The sequence below is a fragment of the Paenibacillus rhizosphaerae genome (assembly GCF_014192015.1).
GTDB lineage: Bacteria > Bacillota > Bacilli > Paenibacillales > Paenibacillaceae > Paenibacillus_AQ > Paenibacillus_AQ rhizosphaerae.
In genome coordinates this window covers 766,121-779,892 of sequence record NZ_JACHXJ010000002.1, presented here as the reverse complement: position 1 = coordinate 779,892, position 13,772 = coordinate 766,121, and the positions used below count along the sequence as shown (strand labels likewise).

Genomic DNA, 13,772 nt, shown 5'->3' with positions numbered 1-13,772 from the left:
TTGATCAATGCTTTATGATAAAAGCAATTCTACTTAAAGGAAGAATGATCGTTATGTTCCAATTTGCAGCCCCGCCGCTGCCTCATTACGTCACCTGCGGAGAGGACACCTACCCGATTGGCGGAACTCATCCGGACCGCAGCAGCATCGGTGTTTTTGACCTGATCTTCGTCACGAGGGGATGCCTCTTTCTGGAGGAAGAGCTTACGATGCTAACCATCCCGGCGGGACATTACGCCATCCTTCGGCCGGACCGGTCCCACCGGACCGCCAAGCCTTGTCTGGATGAAACACATTTTTACTGGCTGCATTTTCAAACCTTGGGCAGCTGGAACGAGGCATCCGAGCAGGATTCCTCTTTTCCGGCATTTGAAGGTAATCCGCTCTTCCAGATCGAGAAATTCTCGATCTATATCTCTCAGCAGGGAGTCCCGCTTCTACCAAGTCAAGTGGAAGAGCTGCTCCGCAGGCTGATGCTGCTGCATTCGGAACAGACCGTATCCGCCCGCTGGAAGCAGCAGATCTGCTTTCAAGACTTGCTGTCCATGCTGCAGCAGACCGAAGGGGGAGAAATACAGAACCCTCATTTGAAAGTAGCGGAACTGGCGGGCGAATTTCTTCGCCGGCACTACCGGGAGTCCGTCAGCTACAAGCGGATGTCGGAAGCCCTGCACTTTCATTCCAATTACATCGCCATATGTATGAAAAAGACGTTCGGCTGTTCGCCGCTGGAATATTTAACGAGGTACAGGATCGAGCAGGCCAAGCAAACCCTGATCCATACCGACGATCCCATCGGACGTGTCGCCGAGCAGACGGGATTCGGATCCTTTCCTTATTTCATTCGGAGCTTTGCCCGATATACCGGTCATACCCCGAAGTCTTTCCGGCAGCTCTACCGAAAATAATCGCCCTCCCTACCTGCATATACGACAAAAGGCTGCCCGCATGCTGTGGAAGCAATGCGGCAGCCTTTTGTATTCTTTTACTTAAGTGCGGTCGTGTTTGTCAGGTTATTTTCACGGATTGGATTCGTTCGAAGTTTTCACGGTATTGTTCTACCGTCCACCGGCATACCTGCCACAAATCCGTAACCGGCTGATTGGTAAAAGGCAGCGTGTGCAAATAACCCGGCGGACCGTATTCCGGCGTGAAGGTCAGGTCGGAGGCACCGGCTTGCTGCCTCGCTTCGGCGATCCGGTTCCACCATTCAAAATGCCGCGCGACTTCATGAGCGTACTCAGGCGCCCGCGGATCCGGGACTTGAGGTCCCTGCGCATAACCGACACGCCCATGGATATGTACGGTGCGGGCGATAGCCAGGTCTAACTCGCTCTCCAAATGTTCCAGCGTCGATTCGGTAACGCAGCACCAATGGCTAAAGTCGGCCGTCAGCCCGAGCCCCGGGACGGCTTTCAGCACATTTCCCGTATCCCAAGGATTAAACAAAGCCCTGCCCCGGTGGGTTTCATGGCCCACTTTCACGCCGAGCTGCTGCTCAAGCTGTACGGCCTGCCGGAAATAATCGATCTGCTCTTCCAGTGGAACATAGTCCTTTAAGGAATGCGCAGTGACATGGATCGGTCCAAACGACTTGGCCCGTTCCAATTGGGCTTCGAAAGACGCAAAGTGGTCCGGCCCTTCGGTAAAAATCATCCCCACGTAATCAAGCCCATGGCTTGCAAGCAGCTCCTTAAACCGCTGTTCGTTCTCAGGTGCCGGCAGGGGCGCCTCAACGCCATCATAACCGGCGGAAGCGATACGCGCCACCTGCTCTTCCAATGTGCCCGTCCCCTCCATGCCCCACAACGCCTTGATCAATTTGAGTTTCATCCTTTTCCACCTCTCCCGGTTGATTGGACACCGTTTCCCCCATTGTTTCCGATCCTCCGCCGGTTGTCCATGGATCCAAGGGCATAATTCGTGGATGGATTTGATATCATTATGTTTGCGGGTTTTAAGGTTGAGATACCGCAAACCGCTTATAGTAGGTGCGGCTTCCCTTCATGTTGGCGAACCCGATCTGTCCATGAAGGTACGGATGGTCATCATCGGCATACTTGATACGTTTGATTCCGTCTAGCGTGACCGTCAGCTCATTGCCGGCAGCCCTTATTTCCAGTTCATACTCACAATCAAACTCCCACTCACACTCAACAACCGCGAGCTCACGGTATCCATTCTCATTTTTGTACAATACCAATTTACTCTCACCGGAAAAGCCGGCGGCATAGGAATGGATCCCACCCTGAACCCTAACCTGGATCAAATGATGGAGTCCGGTTTTCGGCTGAACGACGGCCTTCATAACATAATCCCGCCACTCCAGACTACCCGTATAACATTCCGCAGGTTCCCCGTTGTAGCTTCCGCTTAGTGCGCCGTTTTCCAGCGTCCAGTACCCTCTTAAGTAAGTGCACTGGCTTACCTCCATGTGAACCGGATTCCAATACTCCATACGTTCCCGGCCGAAATCAATCGAATATTCAGGAGTGCCACCGTAATCCACATCATCCACATAAATTACGAGCGGGGAATTGCGACCTGCCGACGGAACGAACTCTATTCCCGCTTGGCCGATACACGCATTTCCAAGCTTAGGAATATCGAACGCCAAATGCGTCCAGGTGTCTGGTTCTAATTCAACGGTAGGACCATAATGGCGGCGATCCTCGTTTACGTCTTTTACGAACATTCTCGCCTTTACCGGGATACTAATATAACTCGCCAGCTTTATCTGGGACTCAACCCGTTGCCCAGGGTACAGGAGCGGAGAAAATGCGGGATCATAACGGCTGTCGTTAAAATCCTCCGGCCGATAATAAGTCTGGTGAAAGACTCGGTAGCCGTAGCCTCCCTTGACCCGATCAAACGTTACCTTGAGGGAGCGTTCCCCGGAATAGGCTTCTTCTGTGCTGTTACCTACTGTGGCCGTTATATTTCTGGAAGGATCATCAGAATCGGTGCGGAAGGCATGCGTCGATCCGGGTAATTCAAAATGAAATCGGGCGGACGTGCCCTCCAGGATTGATTTCCATCTTTCCGGCGGCTCCAATTCGGCGATCGCATAACCGAACCGGGCGATGTACGCAGTACACCAAGGCAAATCCATCATATTCAACGTACCGATCACGCTAGAACAGCATAAAAAATCATGAAGCGGCTGCCTCCAGCTTTCGTCGATTCCCGATAATCCATTGAGAACGCCAGTAATGGTTCCTACGTTCGCCACATTGCAATCCGTATCCCAGCCGCACATATTGCAAATATTGATCGTTCGTGAAAAGTCGCCTTCTCCATACAATAGCGAGAGGATTATAACGGCCGAGTTCGGAATAATGTGGCAATTGCCAGGATACAGGTGATAACCGTAATTTTCTTTCACGAATTCGAACGCTTCTCTCCACGAGCCCTGATGCAGTTGGTGGAATTCCATGACATGCCTGATCATGCGGCTAAGCTCACAAAATTCGGGTATAACCTGCAAACCGTCGCGTATCACCTCGCCGATCGTCTTTCTGACAAATGCCGAAGCGATACAAGCTGCAATAAACATGCCACCGTATTTGCCGTTGCCGTCGTGGGACACGCTGGCGGCCTTTTCCGCATATTCCGCGGCCAACCGTGGATTACCGGGAGTAATTAATCCCCAGACGTCGATAAAAATTTGCCCTCCGATCTGCTCTGCCACCGCCGCTCCGTTCTGCTCGATCGAACCGGAACGCGGCGCCGTTATACCGCTTTTCAAATTCATATAGGCGGTATGTTCGGTCGAGACACCATACCCTCCCCACCAGTAAAAACCGTGCCCATCCGGGGCATAGTTGAGCCAGGTCAATCCGATCTGCTCCGGCGTAATCCCAGTGGTATGCGTGTAATCCTCCAATGCCCGTAGAAAAAACATCGGTCCATTCGTATCGTCGTCCGCGGCGAAATTAATGAATTGGTGAAGATAGGTCGAAATTTCGCCATATGTTCGCTCGATCTGCTCATAGGTCCATCCCTCGATGTTTCCGCCGTGCCGCACGCCGATGACTTTCCCCAGCCAACCGGCATATACTTTTTCCACATAATTTTCAGGCATCGAATGGTTGGTCATGCCGCATTCCTCCATTGGATCATATTTTCTGCAAAGCGCATGGAAGCGAAATGCATTCTGCATTTCCATTTCTAACCGTGCTTATTCCTTTAACCCGCTCATGACGATTCCCTGGACAAAATACCTTTGTGCAAACATATAGACGATGAGAATAGGGAGCGAGACAATTAGAGCCCCCGCCATCATGTAGTTCCACTGGTTGGTATACACACCCTGAAATGTAGCAAGACCCAGCGTTAAAGTCTTCAAATGATCCGAATTCAAATAAATGAGAGGTCCGAGAAAATCATTCCAGGTTCCCATGAACGTAAAGATCGCAAGCGTAGTCAGCGCCGGCTTCGCATTGGGCAGAATCACATTCAGGAATATCCGGGGATAGCCGCATCCGTCAATCATCGCTGCCTGTTCCAGCTCTCTGGGCAGCGTCATGAAAAATTGCCTTAGCAGGAACACGCCAAATGCAGCAGACAGCGCCGGAACGATCAATGCCTGATGGGTGTCAAGCCAACCCAGCCTCCGTAAAATTTGAAACGTAGGAATCATCGTCACATGATACGGAATCATCATCGTGCCTAACAGCATGAAAAACAGCGCGTCCCTGCCTGGAAACCGCAACCTCGAAAAAGCGAAAGCCGCCATGGAACAAACGACTAATTGCCCTACAACTACAAGTCCGGTGACCTTTACCGTGTTGAAGAAATAAAGGAGCCACGGCGCGGATTCGAACATATACCGATAATTGCTCCACATGACTTCTCGCGGAATCCAGATTGGCGGAATGGCATACATTTCGTTCATATTTTTCAGTGATGTAGACACCATCCATAGAAATGGCGTAATCATCAGGAATGAAAGGATGACCATCACGATATGCAGCAAGACCGCTTTCAGAATTTTTCTTCTCGGTTTCCCCGCACGATTCTCTTGTTTAATATCCATCTCCCTGGGTCTCCTTTCACCCGTCTACATCCTTGTTCTTGGCCAGCCGGGTCTGCAGCAGCGTCACGATAAAAATGATGGCAAAAAGTACATACGCCATGGCTGATGCATAGCCCTGCTGAAAAAATTGAAAAGCGTTCTGATAAATGTAATACACGACAACCGAAGTCGATTTGGCCGGACCGCCTTGTGTCATAACGTATACCTGGTCAAATACCTGAAACGAACTGATGATCGACATTATGACAACAAATACGGTAGTGTGACGAAGCAACGGGAACGTAATGTTCGTGAAGCGCCGGAAAGCTCCGGCTCCGTCGATCTTCGCGGATTCATACAGCGAAGGCGAAATCCCTTGGAGACCAGCTAGAAAGATGACCATATTAAAACCGATCCCTTTCCAAATGCTCATGATCATAATCGAGGGCAGTGCCCATTTTGCGCTGGCCAGCCACGGCGGTTCATATAATCCGAGGGCGGCAAAAATGCTGTTGATTAAGCCATAGTCGGTATTGTAGAGCCATTTCCAAACGGTGGCTATCGCGACCATGGATGTAATGACAGGTAGAAAAAAGGCGGTCCGGTACCAAGTGACGAAGCGCATTTTGATATTGAGCAGCATGGCTGCTAGCAGCGACAACGCCGCACCAACCGGCACCGTTACCAATGTAAAATAAAGCGTTACCCTGAGCGAACGAAGAAACGTTGTATCTTTGAGCAGCTTTGCATAGTTGTCAAAACCGATAAATTTCGGTGCGACAATCCCGTCCGAAGAAGTCAGACTCAGGTAAAAAGAATACACAAACGGATAGAGCATAAACACGGCAAAACCTATCATCATCGGGGCGATGAAAAAATAACCCCATGCCGTCTCTTTTCTCACCATACGATGACTCGCCTCCTGTTCAGGCCAAAAGGAAAGAACCCTTCATCCGATCGATATCGGTAATCGGCAGGATCTGCCCGGGCTCCCGCACAATCATGAAGATTTTTCATTAACTTTAGCGATCAGTTCCTGCCTGGCTTGCTCGGGCGTCAATTGTCCAAGCATCATGCGATCGACAATTTCCTTGACCGCGTCGCTGATTTCGGAGTAACGGCCATTCATAAATTCAGTCATCCGGACGTCAGGAGCACTGTCAACAAACGCTTTAACGTTTTCCGGGAAAGCTGAGTCCAGAATGAGTTGATTCGCCTCGGCGTTGGACGATGCAGGCAGAGCCATGTTATATTTAGCGACAATTTTCATGCCCTCTGCACCGACAAAGAACTTCAGAACTTCCCACGCGGCCTCCGGATGCTTGGTACTCTTTGAAATGGACCAGCTCAAGGCCCCCACCTTGGTCTGCTGATTTTGCTTGGCCGGCATCCTCACCACATCCCATTTAAAGGGCAACGGATCCTTCTTGAAGGTCGGTAGATACCACATTCCAGAAGATATCATGGCCACCTGCTGGTTTCTGAATTGCGCATCGCTACCTTGTCCGGCCGCCTGCTGCTCCGAGGGACTTGGCGATACATGGTCGTCAACCACCATTTTTTTGAGCATCGTCAACGTTTCTAACGCCTCAGGCGAATCCAGATGGGTATTTGCGGGATCAGCATACAACTCTACATTATTGCGGGTCAGAAACCCGTCGAGCGGAGCACCGAAATTTTCGTACAAATATCCGTACCTTTTGTTGGCCGGGTCCGTTAATTTGGACGCCGTTTCCAAAAACTGCTCCTCGGTCCAATTGTCCTTCGGGTATGGCAGGTTAGCCTTATCAAAAAGGTCTTTGTTGTAAAAAATGACATATGGTGAAATCTCCTGAGGTATGCCGTATAGCTTGCCGTCGACCTTATAAGCGTCGATGACGGATGGATAGAACTCACCCAGATTGAAGTCCGGGTCCTTGTTTATATAATCATCCAGCGGCAAAAGTACGTCTCGCTTGGCAAGAGGAACCGTCCATTCGTTGATGTACAATATATCCGGGGCGTTCCCGCCAGAGATTAAGGTCAGCGTTTTCTGATACCGTTCCGTGCCGATATCCACCCATTCGATTTTGATGTCAGGATGCTCCTTCATAAACAGGTTGGCCGTTTCATAACGAAGCTGCTTCTCCTGCTCACTGCCGCTAACGGCCATGCGGATGACGGTCTGTTTCCCGCCTGCGGTATCCGGATTACCGGTCACTTCACCCTTGCTGCACCCGCTCAAAAGCCCGGCCAGCAATACGATGACAGCCAGCCCCACACCAAACTTTTTCATTGTGCTACCCCTCCCGCGATCAACTTCCTCATCTTAAAAAATTCATGTTTAAAAGAAAGGTTTATCCTGCTGCAGCATATAAACTTAAGCGCTTACAAAAAGCTTAACAGACGGAAAACGAGGCCGACAGTATGAAAGATTTGCGATTTCGGTTTAATTTTTTGATTCGCGGAATTGAAGGGGCGTCATATCATAATGCTTTTTAAACAAATTGTAAAAGTAGTGGCAGTCTTGGTATCCGGCCTCACGGCCGACTTCGTAAATTTTGAGCGGAGTATGCTCCAGTAAAAATGCGGCCTGCTTCATGCGAAGGTCGGTTAAATACTGTATAAACGATACTCCTTGATCTTGCTTGAACATCCTGCTGAAGTGTGCCGCACTCAGATCTACTTGCTCCGCCACTTCGGTCAGCGTCAAACCGCTGTCCCGATAGTGCTCATGGATATAGTACACAGCCTTGTCCATTTTGCTTAGGTAGGGACTTCGTGTACATTTACGCTCTATTTCGTCCAAAAGCTCAAGGATGTTCTGGTACTCCAGCGGCTTAAGCAAATATTCAGTAACACCGGAGCGCAAGGCCCTTCTTGCGTAATCAAACTCCGCGTACCCCGTCAATATGATCGATTTCAAATCGGGATACCGCTCCGCGGTAATACTTGTCAGTTCAAGACCGTCCATGACAGGCATACGAATATCGGTCAGCATGATGTCCACTGCATGGTCGGACAAATAGTCGAGAGCCTCGCGGCCATTGCAAAAGATACCTTCCACTGCCCAGTTTGGCCGATATTTGCGTAGTTGCCGTGACAAGCCTTCCCGAACCAGCTCTTCATCATCCACCACAATGATCTTCATGATTCCTATTCTCGCCTCCGTTAATAAAAACGGGTTTGCTGGCTGGAAGCCTGATAATGATTGCAGTCCCGCTTTTAGGTGTACTATCGATGTCCATCGTGCCGGCATCCCCGTAATAGAGCCGGATTCGGCGGTAGATATTCTCAAGGGCAATACTTTCTGCAGGGCGCTTTATCCCCCGTTCAGGCTTTGTCAGCAAGTTTCTTAGCCCCTCAAGCAGATCCGCTTCCATACCTACTCCGTCATCCGTTACCGAAATGACAAGCTTCCCGTCAAAGTCAATATCCGCCCTGATTTCGACTTGTCCCCCCCGACCGGATGGCTCAAGTCCATGTTGAATTGCGTTTTCCACAAGGGGTTGGATCATCAATTTCAGGACGGATAAATCACGGGCTTCGGGAGCGATACAGCTTTTCAGGTGAATGCTTTTGAAACGGATCTGCTGTACACGCATATAATTGGCGATATGTTCGAATTCCTCGCTTATGGTGACCACATCCCTGTGCACTTCGGTGGAATAACGGAACAGGCGCGATAAAGCAACGATGAGCCCTGCAGCCTCCTCCTGGTCCTTCATAACGAGCAGCCAGTATACGGAATCGAGCGTATTGAATAAAAAGTGGGGATTAATTTGCGCTTGCAGTTCGCGAAGTTCTGAAGTCTGACGGGCAATTTCCACTTCGTAAACTTGATGGATCAACGTATCTATTCTTCTGGACATCCGGTTGAAAGAATAGCTCAGCTCATTGATTTCCTTGACCTTGGTTTCTTCAAGATCGAGATTAAACTCGCCGATCTCCACCTTCTTCATCGCTCGCTGCATTCTGCGGATTGGAAGCGTAATTCGGAGGGATAAAATCCAGGAGCATATGAAGATAACCAGCAGAACAATAATAGAGGCCCACAGCCAAGCCGTGTTCATATAGGAAATTTTTTCGGTCAGCGAAGACACAGGCTGGATGACGAGCGTGTGCCATGTGGATTGGTTCAGCGAATGGTGTGCAACGAGATTCTCGCCAAACGGCGAATGGTCCACGAGAGAACCTCCCGAAGGAAGATGCTTTGTCCGTTCAAAATAATATCTGGCGGCTCCCTCGTCCAAAGATCCTTTGCTCGCGATCACGTTACCCAGATCATCGTATAATAGAACATTTTCCTGCAAAGTGTTTTCCTGATATCCGAAATCCCTGAATAAATCTTGGGTTTTAACGAGCACCATCACAAAGCCCAACGGTTCTTGACCAATAAAATTAGTCATCCGTCTAATGCCGTAGATATAGGGACTGCGATTGCCGGATAAGTCGGCACGCTCAGCAAGCCATTGTACATTTTCAAATGGGACACTTCCTTCGTCTGTCAACTGATCAATAACCTTCCGGATCTCATATGGCTGTATCGGGCTATTGTTAAACCCCATATAACCGTATTTGGGCGCAAATATCTGGACCGCCGCCAGGCTGTCGTTTGAACTGGAAGCATCCTTGATAATCGATTGGATTTGCTGGATTTGGGAGTAATACAGAAACGGAGCGGGTTCATTCAATATCGATTGCAATGACCAGTTGCTGATGATCGTATTCACGCTGCTGGCCACCATATCCAGTTGTTTGTCGATCTGTCTGCTTAGCTGCCCGGATGTTCCCTGCATGTATTTGATGGTCGTATCCTGAAGCATGGATTTCGTCTTTTGAAACAAGATTCCCCCGGTAACACATAAACAAACAAGGAACAGAATCGAGAACTGAACGGCCATCTTAGACCGGATCGTGCTGAATATATTGATCCCCCCTTTGGTTGCCTTACCTAGCTGAAGGAGCTGGCCGAATACGCAAAACACCACAGATTCGGAGGACTCCGGATTGTGGTGTTTTGCTAAGCCGTCCTTTGTAAAAAATGGTGATTTACGCTGGATCATTCTAAAATGGACTACCGGCCGACGTCGCCAAGTTACGCCTCGTGATGCGTGCTGCCGGCAAGGATCGTATACCTGTCGACCAGGTCGCTGATCTTAAACTTCTCCGCGTTCGTCATGTACGTTGTAACCGTATCATGAAACGGCTTATACCAATGCTCCGGCACGCCGGATTTCCCGGCGATCGCGCCAACGATACTGCCGGCTGTCGCCGCCGTGCAGTCGTTGTCCAGTCCCATGGCAACCGTCTCGGAGATCACCTTGGACACATCGGTCCCCCCGATCATCAGGCCGAACACCGTCAAGCAGGCATTGTTGTTCGTATGCACGCCCGACATTCCCTTGAAGCGTTCATCAACCGCCGCTCTGGCTTCTTTGTAGTCGTGAATCCCGCTGCTTGCGTCAAGCGCCCATTCCACATCCTTGTAAAGGCTGCAGTCCTTCGGAATTTCGGTCAAGCCGATGCGGAGCGCCTGCTCGGGATGATCGACGGCGAATGCTGCGGATTGCGCTGCACTGAAAAACATCTCTCCGTAGATCCCGTTTCTGCGATGGCTCAAATAAGCGTCCCGATAAGCGTATTCCGCTGCTTTTGCCGGGTAGGCCGGTGCCATATAAGCCCACGGGTCCGAACGAATATCCGCACCGATCCATTGGCAGAACGGATTATTCACATCAGCGGCTTGCAGCGCAGGGATCCCAGCTTTCAGATTGTTGAGCGCAACCTCCTCCGCAGTGCAAGCGACCGGCAGGTACTTGAGCCAGCTTCTTCCTACATCCTCTGTCGTGAAATGGAGACCGTGCTCTTCGGCAATGAGCAGCCCGAGGATCGTATAAGTAATGTCGTCATCGACAGGGACTTGGGTCAAGCCCTCCAAAGTATATTCATAAAAGGTGCTTTTGCCGTAGCGGACGTCATTCGGATTTTTGATTTTGGACCAATAATGCCGCGGAGGAAAGGCATCCCCGATATATGCGGCCCATTTCTCCATGTCGCTCACTCCCCAGAATTCGACCGGCGCCCCCAGCGTGCATCCGGCAAAACGGGCGAGGAGGGCCCCTTCCAGCTTTTCCATGTAGACTTCTTTGTTGAACGATCCCCACAGCCTTCTTGGTCCTTCGGCACGCAGCGCTCGAATGGATGGCAGATCGTCCGGTTCCTGCTCCTTAAGCTTGGCGTCTATTGGTAAGCTCTGCAGCCTCTCCAACGTTTCTTTCATCTTCTCTTCCATGTCGATCCAGGCATCAGCCACGCCCCGTCCTCCGTATTCGTGCACAAGCCGCCCGTACTCGATGATTTTGCCTGCCAGTTCGTGGATCTTCGGTTCCTTAGGATAAGCCATATCAATAAACTCCTTTCCCAAAATCAATGCATTTCGTTCAAGGATAGTTTATTATAATGAAAACCATCACTTCCGCCGAAAAAGGACTGATATCTGTGCAGAATCGACCTTTTGATTATAAAGTCGTCTCCCAGCCTTATATGCTTCCTTCCGATTTCCCAATAGATTGGCTCAGCAATTATATCCAGGGAGACGATGAAATTACGTATTTGCATTTTCACAACTGCCTGGAGATCGGCTACTGCCTGGAAGGCTCCGGCGTCTTTTTCGTTGAAGACAAAATCCTGCCTTATACCCAGGGGGATGTGAGCATCATCCTTCCGAATCAGCTGCATCTCGCCCAAAGCTTAAAAGGAAAAGTAAGCAGGTGGCATTTCTGCTTTATTGATCCAGATGCCCTCTTTTCGTCTGATCAGGTGTCCTCCGGTTTCTGGGACAGGGTCGGACCGGATACGTATTCCCGGTTCAACAATATCGTCACCCCGGATGATCACGCTGAGGTCGTCTGGCTGACGGATCACGCGATGAGGGAGCTGGAGAAGCACAGTCCGGGGTTTGAATCGGCTGTGAAGGGATATATCTGGACGCTCCTGACGCTGATCGGCAGGCAATTGCTGCTTCAAGAGAGCAGCACAGCTGAAGCAGCAGCAGGCGGGACCGACCGGCGGGCGATGCAGCAAATTTCAAAAGCGCTCGAGTACATTTCCCAGCACTATATGGAATCGGTACCAATCCGCCGGTTAGCGGATCTATGCTGCCTCAGCGTCACTCATTTCCGGCGCGTTTTCCATAAGAGCATGGGCATGGCTCCGCTGGACTATATCAATAACGTGCGCATTCAGGTTGCGGCTGCCCTGCTGTGCCATAGCGACAGCAGCATTTTGGCCATTTCCGAGGAGGTTGGCTATGCGACATTATCCAGCTTCAACCGGCACTTCAAACGGCTGATGGGCGAAGCCCCGAGCCAATGGCGGTCCAAAAAAAGATGACAGATGCAGCACACATTTCGTGCTTCAGTGCATTCATTTGTGATTGGCAATGGATTGGAGGCTCGGCTTAACGAACTCAAAAAAAAGCGCCCCCAGCAGCCCTTGGGCTTGAGGAGGCGCCTTTCCGGTTAACCCGTTTCGATTCTTGGGATCGCCGGATGGTTGTTCCAAAAGGGAATTTACAGATTCGGAAACTTGAAATCAAGGCTTTCCAGCTGCATCAGATGCACGGCGGACAGCCTCCTGAGGCAATCCATCCCTTTCTCGGTCAGGGCGATATGGACGCTGCGGGCGTCTTCCGGGTTGGCCCGCCGAACGATAAGGCCTGCCCGGACACAGCGGGAGACGAGGCCGACGCAGGCATGATGGGTGATCTGCAGCTTTTCCGCCGTCTCGGCAATCGTTGCATAATCCCGGCCCGGGTACCCCTGTATCGCAAGCAGCAGTTGGTGCTGCTGTGGGGTCAGGCCGACGTCTCTTGCGGCATTTTCGCTGAAATGGATAAACTTCCGCAGCCGGTACCTGAATTCGGCCAACTGCTCGTACACAGCTTTCGGCAAATGTTCATCAGTCATGAAGAAGGTCTCCTTCACATATTTATATCGCAATACGATATGTTGCGGGATGGTCTTCCCCATATGCGGGCATCCCATTCATGATGAAAGCGAGGCGTTGTAAGTTGATCAAATCCGGATCGATCTGGCAATCCGTCACGTTTGGACTGCTGTTTGCCGTGTTGGCCCTCGGCCTGCTCCCCTTCGTCGTCATTTACAGCCTGACCGAGTTGTACGGAATGTCCGAGGCCTATGAATGGTTGGGAATCGCTCCGCTTCACATTTTCTCACGCCACAAAAAAAGTAGTGATGAAGAGCTCGGCCGCCATGGCGCGGAACCGTAACCGGCCGATAACCGTTCTTCCCCTTTTTTTAAAATATGGGGCATGTCTTCCATCTTAGAACCGAAAAATCCCGTCGCCCTGGTGCTTACGACGATTCGATGATTTCTTTGAGGACAACCGCCTGATTCATCTGGGTATCCTTCGCGGCATATAACAGCGTAACCGTAGAATCCTCTGCCCATTCCCTGATTTGACGCAAAAGTGGGAAAGGCTTGTCCTGCTGCAGTTCCTGCAGGTAGAGCTCTTTGAACCTGTCGTAATGCTCCAGCCGATGAGCGTACCATTTTCTCAGCTCATGACTGGGCGCGATCTCTTTCATCCATTCGTCAATGCCGGCCTGTTCTTTCGTGAGTCCCCTCGGCCAGAGACGGTCGACCAAGATCCGTTTGCCGTCTGATGCTTCAGGCTTTTCATAGACCCGTTTGATATGAATCGAAATCGTGGACACCTCCTTATTAGACTATTCATGCCCAAGCACCCGAT

At 50.6% G+C, this 13,772-nt stretch carries 13 protein-coding genes; 3 read left to right on the top strand and 10 right to left on the bottom strand.

The features are described from left to right. Positions 1-53 precede the first annotated feature (53 nt). Positions 54-908 carry a helix-turn-helix transcriptional regulator gene (locus tag FHS19_RS12205; RefSeq protein ID WP_183582086.1) on the top strand — a complete coding sequence of 285 codons (855 nt, stop codon included), beginning with the start codon at positions 54-56 and terminating at the stop codon, positions 906-908. 100 nt (positions 909-1,008) lie between these two features. Here FHS19_RS12205 and FHS19_RS12200 read toward each other — a convergent pair whose 3' ends face one another. From FHS19_RS12200 to FHS19_RS12165, 8 genes are all read right to left on the bottom strand, one after another. Continuing rightward, positions 1,009-1,833 (bottom strand): sugar phosphate isomerase/epimerase family protein, encoded by an 825-nt coding sequence (locus tag FHS19_RS12200; protein WP_183582085.1) that lies wholly within the window; start codon positions 1,831-1,833, stop codon positions 1,009-1,011. A gap of 124 nt (positions 1,834-1,957) precedes the next feature. After that, a complete protein-coding gene (locus FHS19_RS12195; protein WP_246426549.1) occupies positions 1,958-4,099 on the bottom strand; it encodes an ADP-ribosylglycohydrolase family protein in 2,142 nt (713 codons plus the stop codon). A gap of 81 nt (positions 4,100-4,180) precedes the next feature. Beyond that, positions 4,181-5,038, bottom strand: coding sequence for a carbohydrate ABC transporter permease (locus FHS19_RS12190; RefSeq protein ID WP_183582084.1), 858 nt, complete (start codon positions 5,036-5,038; stop codon positions 4,181-4,183). Positions 5,039-5,054: 16 nt separating this feature from the next. Beyond that, the gene (locus FHS19_RS12185; RefSeq protein ID WP_183582083.1) at positions 5,055-5,924 is read right to left on the bottom strand and encodes a carbohydrate ABC transporter permease; all 870 of its coding nucleotides are present in this window, start codon (positions 5,922-5,924) and stop codon (positions 5,055-5,057) included. Between the two features lie 93 nt (positions 5,925-6,017). Continuing rightward, positions 6,018-7,292: an ABC transporter substrate-binding protein gene (locus tag FHS19_RS12180; RefSeq protein WP_183582082.1), complete on the bottom strand. Its 1,275-nt coding sequence runs from the start codon at positions 7,290-7,292 to the stop codon at positions 6,018-6,020. A 153-nt stretch (positions 7,293-7,445) separates the two neighbouring features. Beyond that, entirely contained in the window at positions 7,446-8,147 is a 702-nt protein-coding gene (locus FHS19_RS12175; RefSeq protein ID WP_183582081.1) for a response regulator transcription factor, read from the bottom strand. Continuing rightward, positions 8,125-9,843 carry a sensor histidine kinase gene (locus FHS19_RS12170; RefSeq protein WP_183582080.1) on the bottom strand — a complete coding sequence of 573 codons (1,719 nt, stop codon included), beginning with the start codon at positions 9,841-9,843 and terminating at the stop codon, positions 8,125-8,127. The genes FHS19_RS12175 and FHS19_RS12170 overlap by 23 nt, the downstream gene beginning before the upstream one ends. A 251-nt stretch (positions 9,844-10,094) precedes the next feature. Next, entirely contained in the window at positions 10,095-11,402 is a 1,308-nt protein-coding gene (locus FHS19_RS12165) for an ADP-ribosylglycohydrolase family protein (protein ID WP_183582079.1), read from the bottom strand. Between the two features lie 56 nt (positions 11,403-11,458). On the opposite strand from FHS19_RS12165, the gene FHS19_RS12160 reads away from it, so the two are divergent. After that, the gene (locus tag FHS19_RS12160; RefSeq protein WP_221223910.1) at positions 11,459-12,391 is read left to right on the top strand and encodes an AraC family transcriptional regulator; all 933 of its coding nucleotides are present in this window, start codon (positions 11,459-11,461) and stop codon (positions 12,389-12,391) included. 179 nt (positions 12,392-12,570) lie between these two features. On the opposite strand, the gene FHS19_RS12155 is transcribed toward FHS19_RS12160, so the two are convergent. Next, complete coding sequence (locus FHS19_RS12155) at positions 12,571-12,966, bottom strand: MarR family winged helix-turn-helix transcriptional regulator (RefSeq protein ID WP_183582078.1); 396 nt, start codon at positions 12,964-12,966, stop codon at positions 12,571-12,573. A 104-nt stretch (positions 12,967-13,070) separates the two neighbouring features. Here FHS19_RS12155 and FHS19_RS12150 point away from each other — a divergent pair, with 104 nt between their 5' ends. Next, the gene (locus FHS19_RS12150; RefSeq protein ID WP_183582077.1) at positions 13,071-13,289 is read left to right on the top strand and encodes a hypothetical protein; all 219 of its coding nucleotides are present in this window, start codon (positions 13,071-13,073) and stop codon (positions 13,287-13,289) included. A gap of 85 nt (positions 13,290-13,374) precedes the next feature. On the opposite strand, the gene FHS19_RS12145 is transcribed toward FHS19_RS12150, so the two are convergent. Then, positions 13,375-13,737, bottom strand: coding sequence for a DUF488 domain-containing protein (locus FHS19_RS12145; protein ID WP_312887205.1), 363 nt, complete (start codon positions 13,735-13,737; stop codon positions 13,375-13,377). Positions 13,738-13,772 lie beyond the last annotated feature (35 nt).

Excerpts from the sequence above, each read along its gene's own strand:
- FHS19_RS12205 (WP_183582086.1), top strand. The coding sequence starts at position 54 with ATGTTCCAATTTGCAGCCCCGCCGCTGCCTCATTACGTCACCTGCGGA.
- FHS19_RS12200 (WP_183582085.1), bottom strand. The coding sequence starts at position 1,833 with ATGAAACTCAAATTGATCAAGGCGTTGTGGGGCATGGAGGGGACGGGC.
- FHS19_RS12195 (WP_246426549.1), bottom strand. The coding sequence starts at position 4,099 with ATGACCAACCATTCGATGCCTGAAAATTATGTGGAAAAAGTATATGCC.
- FHS19_RS12190 (WP_183582084.1), bottom strand. The coding sequence starts at position 5,038 with ATGGATATTAAACAAGAGAATCGTGCGGGGAAACCGAGAAGAAAAATT.
- FHS19_RS12185 (WP_183582083.1), bottom strand. The coding sequence starts at position 5,924 with ATGGTGAGAAAAGAGACGGCATGGGGTTATTTTTTCATCGCCCCGATG.
- FHS19_RS12180 (WP_183582082.1), bottom strand. The coding sequence starts at position 7,292 with ATGAAAAAGTTTGGTGTGGGGCTGGCTGTCATCGTATTGCTGGCCGGG.
- FHS19_RS12175 (WP_183582081.1), bottom strand. The coding sequence starts at position 8,147 with ATGAAGATCATTGTGGTGGATGATGAAGAGCTGGTTCGGGAAGGCTTG.
- FHS19_RS12165 (WP_183582079.1), bottom strand. The coding sequence starts at position 11,402 with ATGGCTTATCCTAAGGAACCGAAGATCCACGAACTGGCAGGCAAAATC.
- FHS19_RS12160 (WP_221223910.1), top strand. The coding sequence starts at position 11,459 with ATGAAAACCATCACTTCCGCCGAAAAAGGACTGATATCTGTGCAGAAT.
- FHS19_RS12155 (WP_183582078.1), bottom strand. The coding sequence starts at position 12,966 with ATGACTGATGAACATTTGCCGAAAGCTGTGTACGAGCAGTTGGCCGAA.